The sequence below is a fragment of the Streptomyces sp. NPDC032091 genome, assembly GCF_055580265.1.
The window spans coordinates 29677-55892 of record NZ_JBVILR010000015.1 but is presented as its reverse complement, the minus strand read 5'-3'; the positions used below and the strand labels follow the sequence as shown (position 1 = coordinate 55892).

22 protein-coding genes are annotated in these 26216 nt (G+C 73.8%); 8 read left to right on the top strand and 14 right to left on the bottom strand.

The features are described from left to right. The first annotated feature begins 573 nt into the window (after positions 1–573). The 3 genes from ACZ5NJ_RS23475 to meaB are packed head-to-tail and all read left to right on the top strand — an operon-like array spanning position 574 to position 5650. Complete coding sequence (locus ACZ5NJ_RS23475) at positions 574–2445, top strand: methylmalonyl-CoA mutase subunit beta (RefSeq protein WP_468767118.1); 1872 nt, start codon at positions 574–576, stop codon at positions 2443–2445. A 5-nt stretch (positions 2446–2450) separates the two neighbouring features. Continuing rightward, positions 2451–4652, top strand: a complete 2202-nt coding sequence (gene scpA / locus ACZ5NJ_RS23470) for a methylmalonyl-CoA mutase (protein WP_468767117.1) — start codon at positions 2451–2453, stop codon at positions 4650–4652. Between the two features lie 11 nt (positions 4653–4663). Continuing rightward, the gene (gene meaB, locus ACZ5NJ_RS23465; RefSeq protein WP_468767116.1) at positions 4664–5650 is read left to right on the top strand and encodes a methylmalonyl Co-A mutase-associated GTPase MeaB; all 987 of its coding nucleotides are present in this window, start codon (positions 4664–4666) and stop codon (positions 5648–5650) included. A 27-nt stretch (positions 5651–5677) separates the two neighbouring features. Here the strand turns inward: meaB and ACZ5NJ_RS23460 are convergent, their stop codons facing one another. Next, positions 5678–8959 (bottom strand): NACHT domain-containing protein, encoded by a 3282-nt coding sequence (locus ACZ5NJ_RS23460; protein ID WP_468767115.1) that lies wholly within the window; start codon positions 8957–8959, stop codon positions 5678–5680. Between the two features lie 139 nt (positions 8960–9098). Further along, complete coding sequence (locus ACZ5NJ_RS23455) at positions 9099–10100, bottom strand: asparaginase (protein ID WP_468767114.1); 1002 nt, start codon at positions 10098–10100, stop codon at positions 9099–9101. Between the two features lie 142 nt (positions 10101–10242). Between ACZ5NJ_RS23455 and ACZ5NJ_RS23450 the strand changes: the two genes are divergently transcribed. Further along, a complete protein-coding gene (locus tag ACZ5NJ_RS23450) occupies positions 10243–10692 on the top strand; it encodes an Lrp/AsnC family transcriptional regulator (RefSeq protein WP_468767113.1) in 450 nt (149 codons plus the stop codon). A gap of 88 nt (positions 10693–10780) precedes the next feature. On the opposite strand, the gene trpD is transcribed toward ACZ5NJ_RS23450, so the two are convergent. Beyond that, positions 10781–11881: an anthranilate phosphoribosyltransferase gene (gene trpD / locus ACZ5NJ_RS23445; RefSeq protein WP_468767112.1), complete on the bottom strand. Its 1101-nt coding sequence runs from the start codon at positions 11879–11881 to the stop codon at positions 10781–10783. Between the two features lies 1 nt (position 11882). After that, a complete protein-coding gene (locus ACZ5NJ_RS23440; RefSeq protein WP_468767111.1) occupies positions 11883–12098 on the bottom strand; it encodes a hypothetical protein in 216 nt (71 codons plus the stop codon). A 261-nt stretch (positions 12099–12359) separates the two neighbouring features. Between ACZ5NJ_RS23440 and ACZ5NJ_RS23435 the strand changes: the two genes are divergently transcribed. The 4 genes from ACZ5NJ_RS23435 (at position 12360) to ACZ5NJ_RS23420 (ending at position 15663) form a co-directional block, all read left to right on the top strand. Further along, positions 12360–13139: a 4'-phosphopantetheinyl transferase family protein gene (locus ACZ5NJ_RS23435; RefSeq protein WP_468767110.1), complete on the top strand. Its 780-nt coding sequence runs from the start codon at positions 12360–12362 to the stop codon at positions 13137–13139. A 163-nt stretch (positions 13140–13302) separates the two neighbouring features. Next, on the top strand, positions 13303–14652 hold the full coding sequence (locus tag ACZ5NJ_RS23430; RefSeq protein WP_468767108.1) for a cation:proton antiporter domain-containing protein: 1350 nt from the start codon (positions 13303–13305) through the stop codon (positions 14650–14652). A gap of 1 nt (position 14653) precedes the next feature. Further along, positions 14654–14959 carry a chorismate mutase family protein gene (locus tag ACZ5NJ_RS23425; protein WP_468767106.1) on the top strand — a complete coding sequence of 102 codons (306 nt, stop codon included), beginning with the start codon at positions 14654–14656 and terminating at the stop codon, positions 14957–14959. Between the two features lie 134 nt (positions 14960–15093). Then, positions 15094–15663, top strand: coding sequence for a sensor domain-containing protein (locus tag ACZ5NJ_RS23420; protein ID WP_468767104.1), 570 nt, complete (start codon positions 15094–15096; stop codon positions 15661–15663). Positions 15664–15750: 87 nt separating this feature from the next. Here ACZ5NJ_RS23420 and ACZ5NJ_RS23415 read toward each other — a convergent pair whose 3' ends face one another. The 10 genes from ACZ5NJ_RS23415 to ACZ5NJ_RS23370 all read right to left on the bottom strand — a co-directional run bounded on the left by ACZ5NJ_RS23415 (position 15751) and on the right by ACZ5NJ_RS23370 (position 26215). After that, on the bottom strand, positions 15751–16491 hold the full coding sequence (locus tag ACZ5NJ_RS23415) for a LuxR C-terminal-related transcriptional regulator (RefSeq protein WP_468767103.1): 741 nt from the start codon (positions 16489–16491) through the stop codon (positions 15751–15753). Positions 16492–16564: 73 nt separating this feature from the next. Beyond that, positions 16565–17155: an anthranilate synthase component II gene (locus ACZ5NJ_RS23410; RefSeq protein ID WP_468767102.1), complete on the bottom strand. Its 591-nt coding sequence runs from the start codon at positions 17153–17155 to the stop codon at positions 16565–16567. Continuing rightward, the gene (locus ACZ5NJ_RS23405; protein WP_468767101.1) at positions 17152–18666 is read right to left on the bottom strand and encodes an anthranilate synthase component I family protein; all 1515 of its coding nucleotides are present in this window, start codon (positions 18664–18666) and stop codon (positions 17152–17154) included. The genes ACZ5NJ_RS23410 and ACZ5NJ_RS23405 overlap by 4 nt, the downstream gene beginning before the upstream one ends. Positions 18667–18704: 38 nt before the next feature. After that, on the bottom strand, positions 18705–19697 hold the full coding sequence (locus ACZ5NJ_RS23400) for a TauD/TfdA family dioxygenase (protein ID WP_468767099.1): 993 nt from the start codon (positions 19695–19697) through the stop codon (positions 18705–18707). Next, positions 19694–20179: a YbaK/EbsC family protein gene (locus ACZ5NJ_RS23395; protein WP_468767260.1), complete on the bottom strand. Its 486-nt coding sequence runs from the start codon at positions 20177–20179 to the stop codon at positions 19694–19696. Before ACZ5NJ_RS23395 ends, ACZ5NJ_RS23400 begins: the two co-directional genes overlap by 4 nt. 34 nt (positions 20180–20213) lie before the next feature. After that, a complete protein-coding gene (locus tag ACZ5NJ_RS23390; protein ID WP_468767094.1) occupies positions 20214–20429 on the bottom strand; it encodes an MbtH family protein in 216 nt (71 codons plus the stop codon). 58 nt (positions 20430–20487) lie between these two features. After that, entirely contained in the window at positions 20488–21480 is a 993-nt protein-coding gene (gene sbnA / locus ACZ5NJ_RS23385; RefSeq protein ID WP_468767092.1) for a 2,3-diaminopropionate biosynthesis protein SbnA, read from the bottom strand. 44 nt (positions 21481–21524) lie between these two features. Next, positions 21525–22562, bottom strand: coding sequence for a 2,3-diaminopropionate biosynthesis protein SbnB (gene sbnB / locus ACZ5NJ_RS23380; RefSeq protein ID WP_468767090.1), 1038 nt, complete (start codon positions 22560–22562; stop codon positions 21525–21527). A gap of 53 nt (positions 22563–22615) precedes the next feature. Further along, complete coding sequence (locus tag ACZ5NJ_RS23375) at positions 22616–23602, bottom strand: TauD/TfdA family dioxygenase (RefSeq protein ID WP_468767088.1); 987 nt, start codon at positions 23600–23602, stop codon at positions 22616–22618. Positions 23603–23719: 117 nt separating this feature from the next. Beyond that, entirely contained in the window at positions 23720–26215 is a 2496-nt protein-coding gene (locus ACZ5NJ_RS23370) for an amino acid adenylation domain-containing protein (RefSeq protein ID WP_468767086.1), read from the bottom strand. Position 26216: the final 1 nt, after the last annotated feature.

The following is a 26216-nucleotide window of genomic DNA, read 5'->3' as shown; positions in this document are numbered from 1 at the left end:
GGGTCAGGCCCCGAAGGGGGCCGGACAGCGGCCCGGACACGCGCCCGGCGCGGTACAGGGGCCGGGGGTGTGGAGCCGCGGGGCGAGGTGCGCGTTCGCGGTCATGGCTCGGAGCGTGTCAGCGCCGCTGGGCGGGGTCAACCCCGGGGGCCGGGGGTGGCGGGGGGCTGCCGCACCTGCTCTGACCTGGGGTTTCGCGGCGCCGGGCGGCCGAAAAGGGGTGGCTGGATTTCATGGGGCCGCAACGCCGCTGCCATGCGGGTTTCGCGTGGCGGGGGCGGGGCCCGGTGGGCCGCTGCGCGGGCGAGGTCCCCGACCCGCCCTTCCTCCGTTCCCCGGGCTCCGCCCAGACCCGAGGCGAACGCAGGTCGTTCCCTGCGGACCGTGTCCTGGGGGCCGGCCCCCAGACCCCGCGCCTCAAACGCCGGCGAGGCTGGAACGGGCGCCGGACCGGCGGTGCCGGCCGCAGATCCGGACGTACCCGCCCGGCCGGGGCGTGGGCTCATCTGAGAGGGCGAGATCACATCCGGTGGTTCTGGTAACCGTCGAGTAGCCACCCCTAGCATTCGAGCCATGACGGTCCTGCCTGACGACGGGCTCTCCCTGGCCGCCGAGTTTCCCGCCGCGACCCATGAGCAGTGGCAACGCCTCGTCGAGGGCGTACTGCGCAAGTCCGGCAAGGAAGTATCCGGCGAGGCAGCGGAAGCAGCGTTGTCCACCCCGCTCGAAGACGGGCTCACCACCCGCCCGCTGTACACGGCGTCCTCCGGCGCGGACGCGAAGGCCGGCACCACCGGGTTCCCCGGCTTCGCGCCCTTCGTCCGCGGCGGCACCCCGGCCGGCACCGGCACGTCCGGCTGGGACGTGCGCCAGCGGATCGCGGGCAGTGACCCCGTACGCGTCAACGAGGCGGCGCTGGCCGACCTGGAGAACGGCACCACCTCCCTCTGGCTGACCGTCGGCCGCGACGGGATCCCGGTGGCGCAGCTCGGCCGGGCCCTGGACGGGGTGTACCTCGACCTGGCTCCCGTCTCCCTCGACGCCGGCGCCGAATCCGCCGAGGCGGCACGGACGTTGCTCGCGCTGTACGCGGAGCGCGGCGTGGCCCCGGAGGCGGCCCGCGCCGCCCTCGGCGTCGACCCGCTGGGCCACGAGGCCCGGACCGGCGAGGCCCTGGACACCGCCCCGGCCGTCGAGCTGGCCCGCGAGGCGGCCGCCTCCTGGCCGGGCGTGCGCGCCCTGTCCGTGGACGCCCTGCCGTACCACGAGGCCGGCGGCTCGGCCGCCGAGGAGCTCGGGCTGTCCCTGGCCACCGGCGTCGCCTACCTGCGCATCCTCACCGAGGGCGGGCTCGCCACCGAAGCCGCCCTCGGGCAGCTGGAGTTCCGCTACGCGGCGACCGCCGACCAGTTCCTGACCATCGCCAAGCTGCGCGCCGCCCGCCGCCTGTGGGCCCGCGTCGCCGAGGCCTGCTGGGCCCCGGAGGCCGGCGCCCAGCGGCAGCACGCCGTCACCTCGCCGGTGATGATGACCCGCCGCGACCCGTGGGTGAACATGCTGCGGACCACCGTCGCCTCCATGGCGGCCGGCGTGGGCGGCGCGGACTCCGTCACCGTGCTCCCGTTCGACTCCGAACTGGGCCTGCCCGACGCCTTCGCCCGGCGCATCGCCCGCAACACCTCCACCATCCTCCTGGAGGAGTCGCACCTGGCGCGGGTGATCGACCCGGCCGGCGGCTCCTACTACGTGGAGCAGCTCACCGACGAACTGGCGCACGCCGCCTGGGAGTTCTTCCAGACCGTCGAGCGGGCCGGCGGCCTCGCCGCCGCCCTGCGCTCCGGCCTGGTCGCGGAGCGCCTGGCGGCCACCTGGGCCGCGCGCTCGAAGAAGCTGGCGACCCGCCGCGAACCGATCACCGGTGTCAGCGAGTTCCCGCTGCTGTCGGAGAAGCCCCTCGTCCGCGAGGCCGCCCCGGCCACGCCCTCCGGGGGCCTGCCCCGGGTGCGCCGGGACGAGGCGTACGAGGCGCTGCGCGCCCGCAGCGACGCGCACCTGGAGTCGACCGGTGCCCGCCCGAGGGTGTTCCTCGCCGCGCTGGGCCCGGCCGCCGCGCACACCGCGCGGGCCGGCTTCGCCTCGAACCTCTTCCAGGCGGGCGGCATCGAGCCCGTGCACGACCCGGTGTCGGTGGACGCGGCGACCGCCGCCGCGGCGTACGCGGCGAGCGGCGCGGACGGCGTGGCGGTGCTGTGCTCCAGCGACGCGCTGTACGAGGAGCAGGCCGCGGAGGTGGCCGCCGCCCTGCGCGCGGCCGGTGCCTCGACGGTGTTCCTCGCGGGCCGGCCCGGCACCTCGGCCGGCGCCGTGGACGAGTACGTCTTCGCCGGCTGTGACGCGGTCGCCGTGCTGTCCTCCGTACTCGACCGGATGGGAGTCGCGCAGTGAGCGGCATGAGCAGCATTCCCGATTTCTCCGGGCTCCCCCTCGGCGGGGCCGCCCCGGCCGCCACCGAGGACCAGTGGCGCGCGGCGGTGAAGGAGTCCACCGGGGCCGCCACGGGCGACCTGGTGTGGGAGACCCCCGAGGGCATCGGCGTGCAGCCGCTGTACACGGGCCGGGACCTGGAGGGCCTGGACTTCCTGGGCACGTACCCGGGCGTGGCCCCGTACCTGCGCGGCCCGTACCCGACGATGTACGTGAACCAGCCCTGGACGATCCGGCAGTACGCCGGCTTCTCCACGGCGGAGGAGTCCAACGCCTTCTACCGGCGCAACCTCGCGGCCGGCCAGAAGGGCCTGTCGGTGGCCTTCGACCTGCCCACGCACCGCGGGTACGACAGCGACCACCCGAGGGTGACGGGCGACGTCGGCATGGCGGGCGTGGCGATCGACTCGATCTACGACATGCGGCAGCTGTTCGACGGCATCCCGCTGGACAAGATGTCGGTGTCGATGACGATGAACGGCGCGGTGCTGCCGGTCCTCGCCCTCTACATCGTGGCGGCGGAGGAGCAGGGCGTCTCCCCCGACAAGCTCGCCGGGACCATCCAGAACGACATCCTCAAGGAGTTCATGGTCCGCAACACCTACATCTATCCGCCGAAGCCCTCGATGCGGATCATCTCGGACATCTTCTCCTTCACCTCGCAGAAGATGCCGCGGTACAACTCCATCTCGATCTCCGGGTACCACATCCAGGAGGCGGGGGCCACGGCCGACCTGGAGCTGGCCTACACCCTCGCCGACGGCGTGGAGTACCTGCGGGCCGGGCAGGGCGCCGGGCTGGACGTGGACGCGTTCGCGCCGCGCCTGTCGTTCTTCTGGGCGATCGGCATGAACTTCTTCATGGAGGTCGCCAAGCTGCGCGCGGCGCGCCTGCTGTGGGCGAAGCTGGTGAAGCAGTTCGACCCGAAGAACAGCAAGTCGCTCTCCCTGCGCACGCATTCGCAGACCTCGGGCTGGTCGCTGACCGCGCAGGACGTGTTCAACAACGTGACGCGCACGTGCGTCGAGGCGATGGCCGCGACCCAGGGCCACACCCAGTCGCTGCACACCAACGCCCTCGACGAGGCCCTGGCCCTGCCGACGGACTTCTCGGCGCGCATCGCCCGCAACACCCAGCTGCTGCTCCAGCAGGAGTCGGGGACCTGCCGGTCGATCGACCCGTGGGGCGGCAGCGCGTACGTGGAGAAGCTGACCTACGACCTGGCGCGGCGGGCCTGGCAGCACATCCAGGAGGTCGAGGCGGCCGGAGGCATGGCGCAGGCCATCGACGCGGGCATCCCGAAGCTGCGCGTGGAGGAGGCCGCGGCCCGTACCCAGGCGCGGATCGACTCGGGGCGCCAGCCGGTGATCGGCGTCAACAAGTACCGCGTGGAGAACGACGAGCAGATCGACGTCCTCGTGGTCGACAACTCCTCGGTGCGGGCGCAGCAGATCGCCAAGCTGCGCCGGCTGCGCGAGGAGCGCGACGAGGCCCGTACGCAGGACGCGCTGCGGGCGCTGACGAACGCGGCCGAGCGCGGCGCGGGCCAGGGCCTGGAGGGCAACCTGCTCGCCCTGGCGGTGGACGCGGCGCGGGCCAAGGCCACGGTCGGGGAGATCTCGGACGCCCTGGAGAAGGTGTACGGGCGACACGCGAGCCAGATCCGTACGATTTCCGGTGTGTACCGCATCGAAGCAGGCGAGTCCCCGTCCCTGGAGCGCACCCGTGCGCTCGTCGACCGGTTCGAGGAGGCGGAGGGCCGCCGTCCGCGCATCCTGGTCGCGAAGATGGGCCAGGACGGTCATGACCGCGGCCAGAAGGTGATCGCCACGGCCTTCGCCGACCTGGGCTTCGACGTGGACGTCGGCCCGCTGTTCCAGACCCCGGCGGAGGTGGCCCGTCAGGCCGTCGAGGCGGACGTCCACGTGGTGGGCGTCTCGTCGCTGGCGGCCGGCCACCTGACCCTCGTCCCGGCGCTGCGCGAGCAGCTGGCGGAAGAGGGCCGTGAGGACATCATGATCGTGGTGGGCGGTGTCATCCCGCCGGCGGACGTCCCCACGCTGCTGGAGATGGGCGCGGCGGCGGTGTTCCCGCCCGGCACGGTCATCCCGGACGCGGCGCACGACCTGGTGACGCGGCTCGCCGCGGACCTGGGCCACGAGCTGTAGGCGGACGCGGGATGCCCCCGAAGATCGACATCGATGTGTACGTGAAGGGCGTGCTCGACGGGAAGCGCGCGCACATCGCGCGCGCCATCACCCTCGTCGAGTCCACCCGGGCCGACCACCGGGCGCTGGCGCAGCGGCTGCTGACGGAGCTCCTGCCGCACTCGGGCAAGGCGCGCCGGATCGGCATCAGCGGGGTGCCGGGGGTGGGCAAGTCCACCTTCATCGACGCGTTCGGCACGATGCTGACGGGCCTCGGGCACCGGGTCGCCGTCCTGGCGGTCGACCCGTCGTCCACGCGGACGGGCGGCTCCATCCTGGGCGACAAGACCCGGATGGAGCGCCTCGCGGTCGACCCGTCGGCCTTCGTCCGCCCCTCCCCCTCGGCGGGCACGCTGGGCGGGGTCGCGAAGGCCACGCGCGAGTCGATGATCGTGATGGAGGCGGCGGGATACGACGTGGTCCTGGTGGAGACGGTGGGCGTGGGGCAGTCGGAGACGACGGTCGCGGGCATGGTCGACTCCTTCCTCCTGCTGTCCCTGGCCCGTACGGGCGACCAGCTCCAGGGCATCAAGAAGGGCGTCCTGGAACTCGCGGACGTCCTCGCGGTGAACAAGGCGGACGGCCCGCACGAACGCGACGCGAAGGCGGCGGCCCGGGAACTGTCGGGCGCGCTGCGCCTGATGCACCCGGCGGACGCGGCGTGGACCCCGCCGGTGCTGACGTGCAGCGCGCGGGAGTCGACGGGGCTGGAGGAGGTCTGGAACCGCCTGGAACAGCACCGGGTCCTGCTGGACGCGGGCGGCCGGCTGGCGGCGAAGCGGGCGGCGCAGCAGGTGGAGTGGACCTGGTCGATGGTCCGCGACGAGCTGCTGGAGCGCCTGCGGGCGGCCCCGTCGGTACGCGAGCTGGCCCCTGCCCTGGAGGCGGGGGTCCGAGCGGGCACGATTACCGCGACGTCGGCGGCGGAACGGATCCTGGCGGCGTTCGCGGGGGGTTGATGCCCCCGGCTGGGGGGCAGCCGCCCCTCAGCACAGCTCCACGGACGGTGGCAGCAGGTGCGCGCCTCGGATCCGGTCAGGGCTGTCGGGGTCCCTCTGGAGATACACCCTCTGGAGTGCGGGCAACACGGCCAGCGGCGCTATGTCGATCTCACCGGCCACCGCCGGGTCGCGAAAGAAGTGGAGCATCTCCAGGCGGGGGAAGGCGACGGGCAGCCGGCGGATGGCCGCCTGATCGGTCTCCTCCCCTCCGCCGTAGAGGCTCAGATGGGTGAGGGCCGCCAGGACCGCGTCTGCGGGAAGCGTGGCCAGCGAGGTGGCGGACACCCTGAGGGAGGTCAGGGGGGCGGCGAGGATCTCCCGCCACTCGGCTGTCGTGTTAGGCCAGGACGAAGGGTTGAGCACCAGCCGCCGAAGGCCGGCCAGTGCCCCGAGCCCGCGCAGCGCGAACGCGGGACCCGGATCGCCGGTGATGAGGAGTTCGGCCAAGGGGGCGTCGCGTGGCAGCTCCTGCGCCGTCCAGCTCAAGGCGGCGGGGCCGTCGACCAGGAGGCTTTCCAACTCCTTCAGCCCGGCCAGCGCGCTCAGGTCGAGATCCGGTCGGGAGGTCTCGACGATCAGACGCCGGAGCGGCAGCCCCTCCAGCCCCGCGAGGTCCACCAGTTCTCTGCAGCCCTTGATGGTGAGGACCCGCAGCGCGGTCTGGCCCGCCAGGGCTCGCAGGTCGGGCAGGGTGGCGCCGTAAAGCAGGATGTCCGTGGGGTCGTTCCGCCTGGTGAACGCCGCCAAGGCGGCCCCGGACACGTTGCTCCGGATGTCCAGGCGGTCGGGCCGGACCGCCAGGCGTTCCAGCTCCAGGAGCTGTTCGTCGGACTGCACGGTGTACACGAGGTCCGTCGCGTCGAGGCGCGCGATGACCTCGTCGCCGTACTCGGTACCGCTGAACCGGGCCCAGGCCCAGACGAGCTGGGCGCGGACCGGGAGGGAGGGATGCCGCGCGAACCGCGCCAGGAAGGAGACAGCGGCCTCGGAGGCGACGTGCGAGGCCGCGATCACCACGTGGTACGCCGCGATCTCGTCGAGCACGTCCGGGCCGGGGAGCAGGCCGAGGATCAGCGGGCCGACTTCCGCCAGGGCCCTGGCCTCGTCCTCGTTGCGGGGTGGGATGAGGGTGGCCGTGCGGGCCTCCACCTCCGCGCGCGTTTCCGGTGCGAGTGTCGTCGCGGATTCCAGGCAGGCCGCCGCCAGGAGGTAGATCCGCGCCTGGGTGCGCCGGTCGGCGGAGCCGTCGCCCAGGGCGAGCAGGTCGTGGAAGATCGTCACGCGTTCGGCCGGGCGGGCGAGGGCGACGGCCATGCGGATGACGTCCTCCCACTGGTCGTCGCCGGCGTGGGCGATCAGCAGGCCGAAGTCGCCCTCCTCCACGGCCGCCCGGGCGCCCAGGAAGTCCTGGAAGGTGCGGTGGACGAAGTCCACGGTGTCGGGGCCCGGTTCGCGGAGCAGGCCGCTGCGCTGGAGGAAGTGCTCGAAGACCGCGGGGGCGTCGCCCAGGGCCGCCGCCTCCGGGACGGCGGGCAGCGCCCGGGCGATGATGTCCTCGGCCCGGGAACGGTCCATCACCGTGCGGCCGTTCTTGATCAGCCAGTAGGCCAGCCGCTGGAGCAGGTCGAGCTGCGGCTCCTCCCGGAGGTCGGGCACGCGCATGTCCCGCTCGCGGTCGCGGCGGCTGACGAGCATGGAGAGGGCGGCCTCGTAGAGGTCCTTGCGGCCGTGGGGGAGGTAGCCGCGCCGGTCGCGGTGCAGGGCGCAGATCAGGCCGCACATCAGGGGGTTGGTGGCGAGGCGGCCGAGATCCGGCTTGAGGCGTACGGCGGTGAGGAGCTGGGCCTCGTACGCCTCCAGCTCCTTGTCCTCGTCGGTGCCCTGGCGGGCCGCCGCGTGCCAGCGCCTGATGAAGGTGGCGGTCTCGGCGGGGCCCATCGCGGAGAGCGTCAGCTCGGTGAAGCCCTCCTCGCCGAGCCAGTCCGCGCCGACGGCGGAGGGGCGGGAGGTGACGAGCCAGCGGTTGTCGCCGTCGTAGAGGTCCATCAGGTCCCGCAGCCAGGTGCGCGTCCGCGCGCGCTCGGCGTCGGGGACCTCGTCGATGCCGTCGACGAGGATCAGGCCGCGGCCTGCGGAGAGCACCCGGTGCGCCCAGCCGTCGGGCTGGCCGCCGCCGAGCGGGCAGTCGGCGGCGGTGAGGAAGTCACGGGGTGCGGGGAGCCGTTCGCCGTGGCGGGTGAGGGTGCGCAGGGGCAGGACGAAGGGGACGCGGTCCTCCAGGTACGCCATCTGCGGCGGGAGGTCCTGGCGGGCGGCTGAGACGGCCAGCCACTGCACGAGGGTGGTCTTGCCGGATCCCGCCTCGCCGCGCAGCAGGACGCGACGGCTGCCGGCCAGTGCCTGGTCGGCGGGTTGCGCCGTGGGGGCGTGGGCGAGGGCCTTGAGGAGCTGCTCGGCCCGGTCGGCGTCGACGGGACCGTCCACCTGGAACACGCCCGAGGGGAAGTCGTACGGGGCGTCCGGGTCGAGGTCCCCGGCCGGGACCGGCGTCAGGCCGTTCAGTCCGGTGGCCTCCAGGCTCAGGTACGCCGCGTCCAGCGGCCACCGTGCCGGGGTGCCGGTGAGGTCGATGCCGTAGATGGTCAGCTTCGCGTGCTTGCGGGCGACGTACGGCAGGTACTCCGCCTCGAACGCCGCGTCCCGCACGCCCGGGAGGGGGTCGCGGCGGATCAACTCGTCGACTTTGGCGGTCAGTTCGGCGATGCCCCGGGTCTGCTCCACCAGCGCGTGGGCGACGAACGTCGAGCGCTGGATGAAGAAGTGCAGGATGTGCAGGCAGGCGGCGTCCAGCAGCCGCTCGTAGAAGTACGTGCCGTCGGCGGTGAGTTCGCGTTCGGGGCGGTCGGCGGCGGCCCGCAGCGCGCGGGCGAACGCGGCCGCGCCGAGGCGGACCGCCTCCACGTCGCTGAGCGTCAGGTCGCCGAGGGAGTGCAGGGTGGTGGCGAGGGCGTCGGCCACCGCCCGCTGTTCGCCGGCGGTGACGGGGCGTTCGCCGTGGCGCAGCGCCTGGCGGACCAGCTTCCCGGCGAGGCCGCGCAGATCGGACTCCGTCAGGGTCCGCTTCTCGCCGCGGAACGAGACGTAGCCGGAGATCCTGATCGGCTTGTCGACGAGGCCCGCGCCGGGGCCCTCCGTGACGAAGAGCTTCCTGACGAGCGGGCCGATGGCCGCCGAGGCCAGCCGGCTGCCGATGATCCCGGGCTCCATCTGCGCGTCCCCCCGCGACGTCGTGATCGTTGCGGGGGAATCCTATGGCGCCCGGGACACGGGCGGGCCGGAACGGCTAGGCCGTCTCTTCCGGATCTTGCCTGGCCCGCGCCGCCCGGCAAGATCCGAAAGAGACGACCTAGGCGTCGACGAGGACCGGGTCCTCCTCCGCGAGGGCCGCGCGGAGGATGCGGGACTGCTCGACCGGGTTCTCGGAGGCCAGGAGGGCGGAGAGGACCGCGATGCGGGCCTGGCCGGCGCGCAGGGTGCCGGTGGGGACGGCTCCGGCGGCGACGAGGTCGACGGCGCCGCCGTGGGTGTAGATCTCGGTGACCGGGCCGGCCGGGACGCGGGTGGTCAGGGCGACGAGGACGCCGCGGGCCACGGCCTCCCGGACCGCGTCGACGATCTCGGGGGTGGCGTTGCCGGCGCCGGTGCCGACGAGGACGACGCCCCGGGCGCCGGCCGCGACGGCGGCGTTCAGGAGCACCGGGTCGCCGTCGGCGTGGTGCATCACCATGTCCACGCGCGGCGGGAGCTCCGGCATCGCGGGCAGCGGCAGGGCCTGCGGCCGGCGGGGGCTGCGCAGCACGGTGACCTTGCCGAAGCCGATCTTGCCGAGTACTTCCCGGGAAGGGTCGGCGAACGCGTCCAGGGCCACGGCCTGGGTCTTCATGGTGCCGCGGGCGGCGTGGACGCGGCCCGCGAAGGCGATCAGGACGCCGAGTCCGCGTGTGGTCGCGGCGGTGAGCAGGGCGTCGTAGAGGTTGCCGGGGCCGTCGCCCTCGGTGGAGCCCATGGGCAGCTGCGAGCCGGTGAAGACGACGCTGCGGGCGTCGTGGTGGTGCAGGTCCACGAGGAACGCGGACTCCTCCAGGGTGTCCGTGCCGTGGGTGACGACGATGCCGTCGACGGCCGGGTCGGCGAGGACCTCGTGGACGGTGCGCAGCAGGGTCAGCTGGTGGGCGGTGGTGAGGCGGGGGCTGTTCACGCTGAAGAGGTCGACGACCTCGACGGTGATGCCCTCGGGCAGCGGCGCGGTGGCCATGACCTCGCGGCCGCCGGCCTCGGCGGCGAAGCCCGAGCCCGTCCACCGGCTGGCTATCGTCCCGCCGGTGCTGATGACGACGATGCGCCCCATGGCCACCCTTCCCTGTTGTCTGGACCCCCCCGGACCGGGGATCGCACAAAGTTCCTAGAAAGGGCAATGATAGTGAGATCTACGCGCAATGCGATTGCGTGTTATAAGACGGGCATGCCAAATCGTGGGGGATAATTGCGCGATGGATGCCATCGATCGTGAAATCTTGCGCGAGCTCCAGCGCGACGGACGGCTCAGCAACCAGGAGCTGGCCCAGCGGGTCGGTCTGACCCCCTCGCCCTGCATGCGCCGGGTCCGGCAGCTGGAGCAGGACGGGGTGATCCAGGGCTACCGCGCGGTGATCGACCCGGAGGCGGTGGGCCGCGGGTTCGAGGTCCTGGTGTCGGTGGAGGTCCGGCGCGACCGGGAGGCGGTCGAGGCGTTCGAGGCGGCGCTCCAGGACATCCCGGACGTGATCGAGGCCTACCGCCTCTTCGGCAGCCCCGGCTGCCTGCTGCGCATCGCCGTCACCGACCTGCGGGCGTACGAGCGCCTGTGGATCGAACGTCTCACGGCCCTCTCCGGGGTCACCGAGGTCAACTCGCAGATCATCATGAAGCGCATCAAGGAGCCGACGGGCCTGCCCGTCTGAGCCCGTACGGGGAGTGCCCGGCCGGACATGCCCGTGGGCCGGGCTTCCGCCCGGCCCACGGCCGTACTCCCTGCCCGCCGCCGCCGCGCTACGCGGCCGCGGCGTGGTCCTGCCCCCGCGCCGGGGAGTTGCTCCGCGCCACCCACCGCGCCAGCACCGCGGCGGCCGCGCCCGAGTCCACCGCGCGGGCCGCCGCCGCGAGGGCGGGGACCAGCCGGTCGGCCAGCGGACGGGCGGACGGGGCGCCGGCCGCCAGGGCCGCCGCCGCCGAGAGCAGCACCGCGTCACGGACCGGCCCCCGCTCCCCGGCGAGGAGCCGGCGCGCCACCGCGGCGTTGTGGGCGGCGTCGCCGCCGCGCAGCGCCTCGGCCCCGGAGAGCGGCAGGCCGACCTCCCTCGGGTCGAAGCCCTCCTCGCGGACCTCGCCCGCGGCGACGGACCACACCCGTGAGGTGGTGGTGACGGTCAGCTCGTCCAGCCCGTCGTCGCCCCGGAAGACCAGGGCGTTGACGCCGCGCCGGGCGAGGACCCCGGCGATCAGCGGGGCGAGCCGGACGTCGGCGACGCCGACGGCCAGCGTGCGCGGCCGGGCCGGATTGGTGAGCGGGCCCAGGGCGTTGAAGATCGTGGGGATGCCCAGTTCCCGGCGGGGTGCCGCGGCGTGCCGCATCGCGGGGTGGAAGTCCGGTGCGAAGCAGAAGGTGATGCCGGCGGTCTCGGCGAGTGCGGCGACCCGGTCCGCGGGCAGCCGCAGCACCACCCCGAGCTCTTCGAGGACGTCCGCGGAGCCCGAGCGCGAACTGGACGCCCGGTTGCCGTGCTTGACGATCCGGGCGCCGGCCCCGGCGGCGACGATCGCGGCCATGGTGGAGATGTTGACGCTGTCGGCGCCGTCGCCGCCGGTGCCGACGATGTCGACGGTGTTCCCGGCCACCCGCAGCGGGGTGGCGTGTGCCAGCATGCCGTGCGCGAGCCCCTCCAGTTCCCCCACCGTCTCCCCCTTGGCGCGCAGGGCGACGAGGATCCCGGCGATCTGGGCCGGGGTGGCCTCCCCGCGCATGACGGTGTCCATCAGCCAGGCCGTGTCGGCCGCGGTCAGGTCCCGGCCGCGCAGCACGGTGTCGAGGAGGCGGGGCCAGGAGCGGTTCCCGGGGACGGCCGGTGTGCGGCCGTCACGTCCGAAGGCCATCTCAGCCCCAGTCCTCGCTGCCCGGGACCGGGCTGGTGGGGGGGACGGCCGGGGCGGCCGGGGCCGTGTCCGCGACCACCCGGACGGTACCGCCGTCGGCGGCGGACCCCGCATCCGCGGCGCCGGCCTGTACGGCGGCGACGACCGCCACGGCGGCGAAGGCCAGGCCCGCGGTCTTCCGGATGCGATTGCTCCGCGTGAACTTCATGGTGCTCATTCCCCCTGTTGGAAAGTCTGTCGGGGTGGCCGCCGTCGTTTCCGTCGCGGTGTCCCCCGGTTCGAGCAAAACACTAGGAGGACCCGACTTCGGCTCGTTATCGTCTCCGCTTCGCGGGCGAAGCACGGACGATAAAGCCCTGTCCAGGGGGGATAACCTCCGTGTGCCCGGAGGTTATCCGGCTATTGCGCGGGGCCCGCGGGCGCCACCATTGACCCTGGTGGCGGGCCCCTGCCGCCCACGGAGGCGAGGAGCGCGCGCATGATGCCCATGACGGTTCACGGGACCCCGCTGCAGCCGTCCTCGGCACGCACCGTCACATGTCACGTGTGGGTGTCGCGGCGGCTGCCGCGGCCCGAACGCCACTTCGGCCTGCTCGACGAGGCCGAGCGGGCCCGCTGCTCCGGCTTCGTGCACGAGCGGGACCTCTCCCTGTTCGTCACGGGCCGCGTGCTCGCCCGGAGCGCCCTGGGTTCCCTCACCGGCCTCGCGCCGGACGCGGTCCGCCTGCGCACCCGGTGCGCCGGCTGCGGCGGGGCGCACGGCAAGCCGCAGGTCATCGGCGAGGCGGCCGGCTGGGAGCTGTCGATCTCGCACTCCGGCGATCTGGTCGCGGTGGCCATGGCCGACGGGCATCCCCTCGGTGTGGACGTGGAGCAGTTCGTCACGCCCGAGGAGCCGGGCATCCCCGTCGAGTACGCGCTCGTGCTCACGCCCGAGGAGCAGGCGGCCGTCGAGGCGCTGCCCGTCGCGGAGCGGGCCGGGGCCTGCCTGACGCTGTGGACCCGTAAGGAAGCGGTCCTCAAGGCGACCGGCGAGGGGCTGAACACTCCCATGGACTCCTTCACCGTCAGCCCCGCCGGTCGGCCGCCCGCCGTGCTGTCGTGGCACGGCGCCGAGACCTCCGACCGGCCCTTTCCCGCCATGGTCGATCTCCCGAGGATCGACGGCTGCTTCGGGGCCCTCGCAGTTCTGGGGGCGGATTCCATAACTCCGTACGTGCGCCCCGGCGCGGAAATCGTGGCCGAAAGACTGCGATAACGAAAGGAAATCGCGCACCGATAGCTTCGCTGCATCGTTCCGGGCAACCGGACATCCCGAACAGGAGATGCAGCGTGATCGGTGACTTTGCGGACGGGCGTACGGACGAGAGCGCCGTGCCCCGTCCCATCGCGTGGAAGGCTCCACCCGCGGAGCCCGGGTCATGACCGCGCCGGACGCGGATCCCGTGGCCCGGTTCCTGATCGCCGCGGCCGTGGTGATCCTCGTCAGCCATCTGCTCGGATCGCTGCTGGGCAGGCTCGGCCAGGCCCCGGTCATCGGGGAGATCCTCGGCGGTCTGCTGCTGGGGCCCTCGGCACTCGGCTGGGTCTGGCCGGACGCCGCCGCCTGGCTGCTCCCCGCCCAGGTCACCTCGGCGCTCACCACCACCGCGCAGCTGGGCCTGGTGACCTTCATGTTCCTGCTCGGGTGCGAACTGCGCCCGCAACGAGTGCGGTCCGGGCGGACGGCCGTCGGGGCCGCGGTCCTCGGCGGCATGGGTCTGCCGTTCCTCGCGGGGGCGGCCATCGCGGTGCTGGCACCCGGCATGCTGCGGGGCTCGGCACCGGATGACGCCGGCTACGTGCTGTTCTTCGGGCTCGCCCTGTCGGTCACCGCGCTGCCGGTCCTCGCCCGCGTCCTCGTCGACAGCCGCCTGGACACGACCAAGCTGGGGTCGTTCGCCCTGGTCACGGCCGCGTTCGGGGACGGCCTCGCCTGGCTGGTGCTGACCGCCGTGCTCGCCTTCGGCGGCGCCGCCGGCAAAGGCGGCACCGGCCACATGGCACTCACCACCTGCCTGCTCCTCGTGCTCGTCGCCTGCACCCGGATGTTCGTCCATCCGCTGCTCACGGTCCTCCTGCGACGGACCGAGGGCGACGGCCACACCGGACGCCTGGTGCTGCCGCTGCTGCTCGCCGGCGCGTTCGGCTACGCGGGGCTGACGCAGATCATCGGCCTGCACCCGGTGATCGGCGCCTTCCTCTTCGGGATGGCGGTCCCCCGCGGCTCCGCTGCCGCCGCCCGGATGCAGCGGCAGCTCCAGGGCTTCACCCAGGCGGTGCTGCTGCCCCTGTTCTTCGCCGGCGTCGGGCTCACCGTCTCCCTCGGCGAGCTCGGGCTCGGCGCCGGGCACTGGCTGGTCCTCATCGGCGTCGTGCTCGCCGCCTCCCTGGGGAAGTTCCTCGGGGCGGGCGGTGCGGCATGGGTCTTCGGAATGCCCCGCACGCAGGCACTGCGCTTCGGCGCGCTGATGAACTGCCGGGGCGTCACCGAGCTGGTGGTGGCCGGGATCGGCTGGCAGGCCCACCTCATCAGCTCCGCGGGCCTGACCGTGCTCGTCGTGACGGCCCTGGCCACCACGGCCATGACCGGCCCGCTCCTGAAGGTGCTCGGCACGGCCGCTCCGGCCGCCGCCGACACCGCCCCCCGACCCTTCGTTCCCGCGGCCCGGCCCTCGTCCGAGGGCGCCGCCCCCCGCATCCTCGCCAACAGCACCCCTGTGGAGGTCTGACATGTCCCCGATCGGCACCGCCCGGATCACCGAGCGCAAGGCACACCTGGCCTCCCTGGACCAGGAGATCATGGAACTGATCCACGAGCGCAACGCCACCTGCGAGCAGCTGCGCGTCCTGCGGCGACTGGCCGGGCTGCGGGAGTTCCAGCTGGCCCACGAGAACGAGGTGCTCAGCCAGTACCACGAGGCCCTCGGCCGGCCGGGCACCGCGATCGCCCTCCAGCTGCTCTCCCTGGCGCGCACCGAGCGCGGCGCGGCCGTCCGCCCCGTTCCCGACCGGCGGGTGACGCCCACCGCCGCCTGATACCCGCCCGGGGAGGGGTCGTCCCCCACCGGCCCCTCCCCCGGCGCACCCCCTCGCTCCGCCCCGTACCGCCCCCCTCGCCTTCCGCCCCGCGCGGAAGGCGCTTTTCCCGTTTCCAGGAAAGGACGTCCACCATGGCCCACGCCACCCGCTCCGGGTTCGCGGCTCTGCTGTCCCTGCCGTTCCGCCGCGACACCTGGCGGCACATGCTGTTCGCGCTGCTGCTCCCGCTCACCTTCGCCCTCGTCCTCTCGCTCCAGTACGTGATGAAGGCGGCCCAGGAACACGGCCACCCCCAACTCGGCCCGGTCGTCCTGGTCGTGGCCCTGGGCGCCATCGCGCTGGGCGGCCCCGCCTTCGAACGGATGCGGCTGCGGGTCTTCTTCGGCGAGACCGTCGCGCCCCGCGAGGGCGGACGCGTACGGCACGGTCTGGCGTTCTTCGTCGTCAACATGCTCCTGTCGACGCTGTCCTTCGCGGCCGCGGCCGGCTGGGTCATCGTCTGCGCGCGCAACCTCACGTACCCGATCTGGGGCTGGACGCCGTACCCCACGCCCGCGTGGGGCGGCCCGACCCCGCTCGGGGCGGTGGCACTGCACTTCGCCGCCGGCGTGGTGGCCTTCTTCGTGATGCCCTGGGCCGTCATCCACACCACCAACTGGCAGCGCGCCGCCGTACGCCGCCACCTCGGCCGGGAGCGGTGACGGCCCACTGCCGCACCACTCCCCCGCATGGCTGTGCCCCCGACGGACGGATCCGTCGGGGGCACAGCCACGAGGGGGGCCGGATTGCTAGGCCGCCCTCGCCAGGAGGGCCGGGCGGGGGGCCGTGCGGCGGGCCGGTACGGGGGCCGGGGCCGCGGCGGGGGTGCCGGGGGGCAGGGCGGCGAGGAAGCGCAGCACCGCGAGGACCCGGCGGTTGTCGCGGTCGTCCGCCGGGAGGCCCAGCTTGCCGAAGACCGCGGCGGCCCGCTTCTCCACCGTCCCGGCGGAGACGCACAGCTCGTCGGCGATGGCGCTGTTGGTGCGCCCCAGGGCCATGAGGCGCAGCACGTCCCGCTCCCGGCCGCTCAGCGAGGCCAGGTCGTCCCCGGCCGCCGGGCCGGCGGGACGGAACAGCGGCGCGAGGACGCCCACCGCCCTCGGGTCGACGACCGGCTCCCCGGCGGCCACCCGCTCCAGGGCGTCGAAGAGGAACTCCGGCTCGGTGACGTGCTCCTGGAGCACGAAGCCGGCGCCCCGCTCGCCGCCGGCGAACAGCCGTGCGGCCAGGGCGGGTTCGGGGGCCGTGCTGTAGAGCAGCGCCGCGGTGGAGGGCAGCTCGCGGCGGGCCGCGACCACCGCCTCCACCAGGTCGCCGCCGCCGGCGCGGCCGGCGTTGACGAGCACGGCGTCGGGCCGGTGCCGGCGGACCAGGGCGGGCAGCGCGGCCCCGCCGGGGACGGCGGCGGCCACCTGGCGTCCGCCGCCGTCCAGTACCTGGGCCAGGCCCGCCCTCAGGACGGCCGAGCCTTCGACGATCACAATCCGCATGGGGACCACTTCCTTCGCCCCGCACCCGTGAGGAGTGCGGGGCGATCGGGGGGAACGACGCACGGGCGGAGGGTCACGCGTGCGCGGGGGCGTACCGCCGGGCGGCGGTCAGGAAGTTCTCCAGGAGCCGCATGCCGCCCGAGGTGGCCACGCTCTCCGGGTGGAACTGCACGCCCCAGATGGGCAGGGTGCGGTGCCGCAGCGACATCACGCACCCGTCGTCCTCGGCGTGGCCGGTCGCCCGCAGGGTCTCGGGCAGCGGCTCGGCCACAACCAGGGAGTGGTAGCGGGCCACCGTCATCCGGGGCCCGATCCCTTCGTACAGACCGGTCCCGTCCTGGCGTACGACACTGGTCTTGCCGTGCCGGACCCGGTCCGCGACCTCCACCCGGGCGCCGTGGGCCAGTCCGATCGCCTGGTGGCCCAGGCAGATGCCGAGCAGCGGGGTCCGGCCGCCGAAGGTGCGGACGAGCTCGACGTGGCCGGAGTCGGCGGGGTGGCCGGGGCCGGGGCCGAGGACGACGGCGTCCGCGTCGAGGGCGACCAGGTCGTTGACGCTCCTGGTGCCGGAGCGCACCACCTCGGTGTCGGCGCCCAGGCCGCGCAGGTACTGGTCGATGATGTGGGTGAAGCTGTCGTAGGCGTCGACCACGAGGACCTTCACGGCAGCAGTTCCTTTCCGGTCAGCGCCCAGTGGGCGGCGCCCATCTTGTGCAGGGTCTCGTGCCATTCCGCCTCGGGCGAGGAGTCGGCGACGATGCCCGCGCAGCTCTGGGTGCGGTAGGTGGTGCCGTCGTGGACCACGGTCCTGATGCACAGGGCGAACCGGCTCCAGCCGCGGAGGTCCACGAGGCCGACCGCGCCGGCGTACATCCCGCGCGGCTGGTCCTCCAGGTCCTGGATCAGTTCCATGGCCCGGATCTTCGGCGCCCCGGTGACGGTGCCCGCCGGGAAGGAGGCCCGCAGCACGGACCAGGTGTCGTGGGTGCGGTCGAGCCGGCCGCTGACGGTGGAGACGAGGTGGAAGACGTGCGAGTACGTCTCGACCGTCATCAGCCCCTCGGTCTCCAGGGTCTGCTCCCGGCAGACCCGTCCGATGTCGTTGCGGCACAGGTCCACGAGCATGGTGTGCTCGGCCCGTTCCTTCTCGTCGGCGCGCAGGGCGGCGATGCGCCGCTCGTCGGTCTCCCGGTCGCCGCTGCGCGGGGCCGTGCCCGCGATGGGCCGCATCACGATGCGCTCGCCGTCGTCGGCGTAGAGCATCTCGGGGCTGGCGCCGATCAGGGTGGTGCCGGATCGCGGCACCAGGTACATGTACGGCGAGGGGTTGCGGGCGCGCAGCCGCCGGTAGACCTGGAGGGGGTCGAGGTCGGTGGCGACCTCGATGCTGTGGCCGATCTGGATCTGGTAGACGTCCCCGATGCCGATGTGGTGGAGGCAGCGCCCGGCCCGGGCGAGGAAGGTCTCCTTGTCGGTGCTGTCGCGCACCGAGTGCGGCTCGGGGGCCTCGGGGACGGGGTCGCCGGACGGCGGCCGGAGGGCGGCCGCCGTCAGGTCGTACGCGGCGGCCGGCGGGAACTCCGCGGCGTGCGCCCGCAGGTGGCGGACCTCGTGCGCGGCGAGGTCGTAGTGGACGGTGTCGCGGAAGAGGGTGAGGACGCAGTCGGGTCCCCCGGTGTCCGCGGGCCGCTCGGGCAGCTCCTCCATGTGCCAGGCGGCCCCGTACCCGACCGTGGCGAGGAAGCCGAACGCGAAGCCCGCGGCCGGTACCCGGGTGTGGACGGTGAAGAGCCGCTGGGCGGCGCCGAGGAACTCCCAGAGCAGGCCGGGGTGGGTGAGCCCGCGCGCGGCCGGCCCGAGGGCCGGCATCCCCATGCGGTCGGCGACGCCGAGCAGCGCGCGGGTCAGTCCGTCGCAGCCCCGGATCAGCAGGTGGGAGGCGTGGACCTCGATCTCGGCGAGCCGGCCGTAGCCGACGACGGCCGAGCTGCGGTCCTGGAGCGGCCCGGCGGGGCTCTCCAGGACGTAGACGTCCTCGCTGCCGAACCGCTCGCACAGGGCCGTGTAGAGGTCGAGCGGTTCGTGGTCCGGCAGCGGCGTCTCCTCGACGTGTACGTCGATGGGCGCCGGCCCGGGCGCGGCGGCCGGGGTCGGTGGTTCGAGCAGGGTGGTCACGGGCTCTCATTCCTTGGTGCGTCAGCGGAGGGGTCCGCTCAGTCGAGTACGTAGCCGTCCTGGGCCCGCAGACCGCGCGACCGGCGCAGGTCGGTCAGGACGAAGCTGCGCTGGAGCCAGCGGTCCTGGCCGTCGTAGCGCGGGCGGAAGGACGTACGGCCGTGGACGGTGACCCGGTTGTCGACGATGGCCAGGTCACCGGGGGTGAGGCGGATCGTCTGCGCGGTCAGGTCGAAGAGCCGGTTGAGCTCGTCCAGGGCGCTCTGGGCGCGGCGGGTGGTGGCGCGGGTGGCCGCGAAGTCGACCCGGACGTCGGGGTCGTCGGCCGCTCCCGTGAGCACCGCGTGCGGTGCGGCGGCGCCGGGGACGGAGCCGAAGGAGGGCGGGGCCTCGGTGACGAACTCCTCCTTCTGCAGGGCCGCCCGGCTGGTGTCGGACAGCAGGGGGAGGACCTGGCGGACGCAGGCGGTGCGCAGTCCGGCGACCCCTTCGTGGTCGGCGCGCAGGCACAGCAGCATCACGAAGTCGGGGCGGTGGGGGTGGAAGGCGTTCTCGGTGTGGAAGGAGAGCAGGACCGATCCGGCGTTGCCCTGGAAGTCCTCCTGGCCGGGTACCGGGACGACGTCCTGGACGAGCGCGCCGGTCTTCTCGGGGCGGAAGGCGGCCGGGTCGCCGAGGCCGGAGGCGACCATCAGCAGGACGGCGGCGGCGACGTCGGCGGTGCGCTGGACGGAGCCGCGGACGGTCGGGGTCTCGGGCAGCGTCTCCTCGCCGACCGGCAGGCCGCGGACCAGCAGGGCGCCGGAGGGGCCGGAGTCGCGGCGGAAGGAGCGCAGGGCCCGGCGCAGGCCGACGGGCAGGTCGCACCAGGCGGTGCGGGCGGCGTCGACCCATTCGGGGGTGTCGATGCGGCCGTCGGCGACGGGGGCGAGGGCGCGGGCGATCTCGCCGACCCGGGCGGCGTCCTGCGGGCCGACGGTCACGGCGCCGCCCGGGGAGCCGGCGAGGGGCTTGTCGAGTGCCAGGGTCATGTACTCATCCCTTTCTGGGCTGTGCCGCGGTCGCTGATCGCCGCCACCAGGGGGGCGGCGATGCGCCGGTAGGTCCGGGTGGAGAGGGCCACGGACCGGTCGAGGCGGGCGGCGTTGAAGTAGATCTCGTCCTCGTCGAGCAGGTCGCGGTCGACGAGGAGGTGGAGCCGGGGGTCGAAGGAGAAGGGCACGATCGAGCCGCTGACGCAGCCCGTGAGCCGTTCCGCGGTGGCGCGGTCGGCGAAGCCGGCCCGGCCGCCGCCGGCGAGGGCGCCGACGGCTTCGGTGTCGACCCGCCGGTCGCCCGGGACCACGGCGAGCACGTAGCGGCGCGCCGAGCGGCCCCGGGCGACCCGGAGGACGATGGACTTGGCGGCCTGCCGCAGCGGGTGTCCGCGCAGCAGGCTCGCCGCCTCGGTGGCGCCCTCCGGGGCGTGGCGCAGGACGCGGTGGCCGGCCGTGCGGTCGGCGAGCAGGTCCATCAGCCGGCTGTGGGCGGTCGGCGGGGTGGTGGTGTCAGCCCGCACTGGCCATCGCCTCGATGACGGAGCGCGGACGCATGTCGGTCCAGTGCGCGGCGACGTAGGCCTGGCTCTCGTCGTGGCCGGCGTCCTCCAGGACGGCCTGCCAGCCGGCGGGGACCTCGGCGAAGGACGGCCACAGGGAGTACTGGCCCTCGTCGTTGACGAGGACGTGGTAGCGGCCCTCGGGGTCGTCGAACGGGTTGCTCATCGTCGTTCCCTTCAGAAACGGTGTGGTGGAGGTACCCGGCGCGTACCGGGTACCGGGTTCACGCGGCGGATCCGACGGCGGGTTCGGCGGCGGTGTCCGCCAGCTCGTCGCCGTACACGCCGCGCACCCAGTTGCTCTGGTAGACGGTGTCGAGGTAGCGCTCGCCGAGGTCCGGGGAGATCGCCACCGAGACCAGACCGCCGCGCTCCCCTCCGTGCCGGGAGAGCCACTCGGAGGCTCCGGCGACGACGGTGCCGGTGGAGCCGCCGAACAGGAAGCCGCGGGCGGCGAGGCGGTGGCACATGCGGACCGTCTCGGACTCGGGGACGACCACCACGTCGTCGACGAAGGACTCGTCGAGCAGCGGCGGCCGTACGCCCGCGCCGAGGCCGGGGAGCATCCGGGGTCCCGCCGGGTGGCCGAAGGTGACCGAGCCGACGCTGTCGACGGCGACGATCCGCACCTCGGGGCGGTGTTCCTTGAACCAGCGGGCGCTGCCCATCAGGGTGCCGGTGGTGCCGGCCCCGATGAAGAGCACGTCCACGCCGGGGAAGCGCTGGGCGATCGGCGGGGCGGTCCAGCGGTAGTGGGCCCGCCAGTTGTTGGCGTTGAGGTACTGGTTGAGCCATACGTGCCGGGAGTCGGTGTCGCACAGCCGGCGCACCAGGTTGAGCCTGGCGCCGAGGAATCCCCCTTCCGGGTCGGGTTCGGTGACGATGCGGACCTCCGCGCCGAACGCCTCCATGAGGCGCCGGGACGCGAGGTTGCAGCGCGAGTCGGTGACGCACAGGAAGCGTCGTCCCTTGCTGGCCGCGATCATGCTGAGCGCGACGCCGAGGTTTCCGGAGGAGGATTCGACGAGGATGGAGTCCTCGGTCAGCACCCCGCTCTCCTCGGCCGCCTCGATCATGGAGAGGGCGGCCTTCTGCTTGATTGATCCGCTGAAATTGAATCCTTCGCATTTGAGATAGACCGGTGTACCGAGAACCGGCCCGAGGTCGACGTAGAGATCGTCCTCGTTGAATTCCTGCGGGGCCGAGATGATCGGCATGGGTCCTCCCGCCCTTAGAGGTGAGGCTGAGAATGGCGGGCGGGTCAGCCGTAACGGCGCATCTCGTGGAAGAAGCCGTCGACGACGGACAGTTCGCCCGCCTCGCGCACGGTGTCGTAGACGTGTTTGCCGAGCGCGAGGTCGAGAATCCCGAGTCCGAACGGGGAGAAGATCACCGGTCGGTCAGCGGGCGGTCGGAGGGTGCCGTCCAGGACGTCGTGGAGGGTCCCGTGCACGAAGTCACGGTTGCCCACGCGCTGTTCGGCGAGGTGGAGCGAGGTGCCGGCCTTCAAGCAGTGCTCGACGTCGTCGACGACGTTGGTCGCGGCGAGCACCACCTCGGGCGCCAGGTCGCGCAGCGACACGTGCAGCACCAGCGGGTTGTGGCCGAACCAGTCGGGGTCCTGGACGTGCGGTTCGCCCGCGACGGTGGCGAAGACGACGAGGTCGCTGGAGCGGATCAGCTCCTCCGCGCCGTCGTGGACGGTGACCTCGCCGGGGGTGCCGGCGCGGTGCAGGTAGTCGGCGAACCCCTGGGCGTGGTCGCGGCTCAGGTCGTACACGCCGGCGGCCTCGAACTCCCAGCCGGTGCCGGCGAGGAAGGCGTGGATGTAGCGGGCGATCAGGCCGACGCCGAAGAAGCCCACGCGCCGGGGGCGTTCGCGGCCTTCGGAGAGCTTCGCCGCGGCGAGCGCGGCCGAGGCCGCGGTACGGGCGGCGCTGATGATGGAGCTCTCCAGGCAGGCCAGCGGGTAGCCGGTGGCAGGGTCGTTGAGGATCAGCACGGCTGAGGCGCGCGGCAGGCCGGCCGCGACGTTCTCGGGGAAGCTGGAGATCCACTTCAGCCCGTCGACGGCGTTCTCCCCGCCGAGCGAGGCGGGCAGGGCGATGATCCGGGAGCTGGGCCGGTCGGGGAAGCGCAGGAAGTACGACGGCGGGTTGACGGTGGCGCCGGCGCCGTGGACGCGGTAGGCCGCCTCGACGATGCCGGTGACCTCCCGGTGCCGGCCGGCGAGCACCCGGTCGACCTCCGCGCCGGAGATCACGGCGAAGGCGGGCGGGGCCGCGGTGCTTGAAGACATGGGGGTTCTCTCCTCGGGGTGGGCGGGGCGGGCGGGGCGCGGTGGCGGCCCGGTCAGGGGGCGAGGACGTGGCCCGGGAGGCGGACCGGGTCGCCGAGGACCACGACGATCTCGCGGTCGCCCTCGTAGGGCTCCCGGCTGTGCGCCATCCGCAGGTTGTCCACGATCAGCACGTCGCCGGTGCGCCACGGCTCGCGGTGGGTGGCGTCCTGGTAGGCCCGGTTGAGGGTCTCGATGACCTCGGGCGGGATCGGGGTGCCGTCGCCGTACGCCGTGTTGAAGGGCAGCGAGTCCGGCCCGTAGACGTCGGTCAGGTACTCGCGGACCATGGGGTCGAGCGTCAGCTCGTTGAGGAAGGCGATCTGGTTGAACCAGACGGGGCGCCCGTTGCCCGGGTGGTCGGTGACCGCGGAGCGCCGCTGGCGGGTGCGCAGCGCCGCGTCGGGCAGCCACTCGTGGGCGATCCCCTCGCGGTCGCAGTACGCGGCCACCTCGGCGGGGTTCTCGGTCCCGAACGCCTCGGTCCAGGAGACGCCGACCTCGCGGTAGGTGCGGGTCAGCTGCCAGCCGTCGCGGGCGAACCGCTCGACCAGTTCGGCGGGCAGCGCCCGCAGCACCTCCTGGGAGTCCGCGACGGCGGTGGCGCCGCCGGAGGCGGGCGCGGTCAGACAGCCGAAGAGAGCGACGGAGGGCACCTCGGCGGCGTAACTCACCTCGTGGTGCATGCACATGGGCTCGTCGGAGGGCCACTCGGAGGAGGACAGGGCGCCGGGGGCGAGGACGCGGCGCGGGGCGAAGGCCTCGCGCTCCGCCATCGCCTCGATGCCGAGCGCGGCCGCGATCGCGGCGACGGCCTCGGGGGTGCGGGGGTCGAGTCCGCGCACCACGACGGCGCCGCACTCGTCGAGGACGCCGCGCACGGTCGCGCGGTGCGCCGCCGCCCAGGACAGCGGGGCCCCGTCGGCCTCGGCGGTGATCACCGCCGGCCGCCCGGGCCGGGCCTCGGGCACGGGGGCCGTGAGGTCTAGCAGGGAGGTCATCTTCCGGTCTCCTTCTCGGTACGGAGCGGGGGGTGGGGGTTCGGCCGGGCGACACGGGCCGCCGCCGGGGCCCCGCCGGGGCCCGCGGGGGCCCCGGGGTCCGGGGCCCGGTGGACGTCAGACCGCGGCCGTCGCCAGGCGTTCGGCCATGCGCCGGTCGAGGAATTCCGCGAGGTCGGCGAGGACGGGGTGGGTGGCCAGTTCGACCACCGTGACGAGCCGTTCGAGGCCGATGGCGAGCCGCACCGCGGTCAGCGAGGTGCCGCCGAGTTCGAAGAAGTGCGCGTCGCGGGCGATCCGGTGGACCGGCACCTTCAGCGCCGTGCTCCACAGTTCGGCCAGGTGGCGCTCGGTGTCGGTCGCCGGCAGTTCGGGGCCCGCCACCGGCGCCTGCGCCGCCGAGTCCACGGCGCGCTGGGCCAGTTCCTTCTTGTCGATCTTGCCGTTGGCGGTGAGCGGCATCGTGTCCAGGCGGATCAGGCGGGCGGGCACCATGTACGAGGGCAGGACGGCCGCGAGCTGTTCGCGCAGCCGCACCGGCTCCCGGCCGTCGGCGGTGGTGACGTAGCCGACCAGGGTGCGCTCCTCGCCGCTGCCGACGGGCACGACGGCCACGTCGCGCACGCCCTCCGACCGCATCATGCGGTTCTCGATCTCCCCGATCTCGATGCGGAACCCGCGGATCTTCAGCTGGGCGTCGCGGCGGCCGTGGAACTCCAGGCGGCCGTCGGGCGCCCACCGGCCGAAGTCGCCGGAGCGGTACACGCGGCCGGGCCGGGCCGGGTCGGTCAGGAAGGCGGCGGCGGTGCGTTCCGGGTCGTTGACGTACCCGCGGCCCACGCAGACCCCGTGGAAGACGATCTCGCCGGGGGCGCCCGACGGCACCGGTTCGAGCCGTTCGTCGACGACCTGGATGCGGACGTTGCGCACCGGCCGGCCGAGCGGCACGGAGGACCCCGCGGGAGGCGTGCGCATCACTTCGTGGTTGGTGTCGTCGCTGGTCTCGGTGAGGCCGTAGGCGTTGGCCAGGGGCACGTGGGGGAAGGCCTCGAACCAGCGCTCGACGAGTTCCTTCTTGAGCGCCTCACCGGTCGCCGAGACCATCCTGAGGTCCGGCAGCAGGCCCGTCCGGCCCTCCAGGTAGGTGAGCAGGACCTCCAGGTAGGAGGGGACGAGCTGGACGACGTGCACGCGTCCGGTGCGCAGGATCTCGGTGAAGCGGCCGATCTCCAGCACGGCCTCCTGCTCGACGATGTGGGTGCGGCCGCCGACCACCAGCGCGGAGACGAGCTGCCACAGGGAGATGTCGAAGCACTGGGGGGCGGTCTGGGCGACCGTGGTGTCCTCGGTGATCTCCAGGTCCTCGATCTTGGCGAGGAGGTGGTTGACGAAACCCGCGTGCTCGCACATCGCGCCCTTGGGCTCCCCCGTGGAGCCGGAGGTGAAGTAGATGTAGGCGAGGGCGTCGGCGGCGACGGGAAGGTCCGGGTCCTGCTCGGCGAGGTCCCCGGGCAGGGCGTCGATCCGGTGGACGAGGGGGGTCGCGTCGGCGCCGGCCGCCGGGTCGGCGTCGATGGCCGCGACGGCCCCGGCCAGCCCCGGGGAGACGTCCGTGACGGTCAGCACCTGGCGGCAGCCGCTGCGCCGCAGCATGGTCTCGATGCGCGAGGCCGGGAAGTGCGGCTCGACCGGGAGGTAGGCGCCGCCGGCCTTGAAGACGCCGAGGACGGCGGCCGCCCAGTCCAGGTCCCGCTCCGTGACGACGGCGACCACGTCCTCGCCCCACAGGCCCTCGCGGCGCAGCTGCCAGGCGATCCGGTTGGCCTGCCGGTTGAGCTCGCGGTACGTCAGCGAGCGGTCTCCGTGCACCACGGCGACGGCGTCCGGCCGCAGCCGGACCTGCTCCTCGAACAGCTCGTGGAACCGCTGTTCGGGCAGCGGCCGGTCGGGGCCGGCGAACCGCTCCCACTGCAGGGCCAGCTCCTCCTCGCCGAGCAGGTGCCGCGCGTGGTGCGGGGCCTGCGGCTCGGTGAGCGCCCGGTGCAGGGCCGTGACGTAGTACCCGGCGATGCGGCGGGCCGCCGAGGCGTCCAGCACCTCGCGGCGGTGGCGCACCAGCAGCCGGCCGTCCTCGACGGCCACCCCGAGCACGACCCCGGCCGGCAGCTCGTCCGGCAGGTCGGCGGCGCGTTCGGCGACGAGGGCGTCGTACATGGCCGACAGCCCGCGCGGTGCCTGCGCGGCGAAGCCGCGGATCGCGTACAGGGTTCCGGTGGCCGCCTCGACCAGCTCGGTCCAGCTGCCGTCGTCGACGACGACCCGGGCCATCAGGGCGCTGCCGCCCGCCGGCTGGAAACCGGTGACGGTCTCCCGGTCACCGGTGAGTGCCGCGACCACCTTGGCGTGCACGGCGAGCAGGAGCGGGGCGCCGGCCAGCGGCCCTTCCCCGTCGGCGGGGAACTCCCCGTCCAGCTCCGCCCGGATCTCGCCCGTGCCGGTGGAGTCGGGCTCGCCGGCCCAGCTCGGCAGGGGGGTGTGGCCCCCCGCGCGGGTGACATGACGCCAGTACTCCCGGCCCGCCACACCGCCGACTTCGTCCGCCCCGTTCACCACG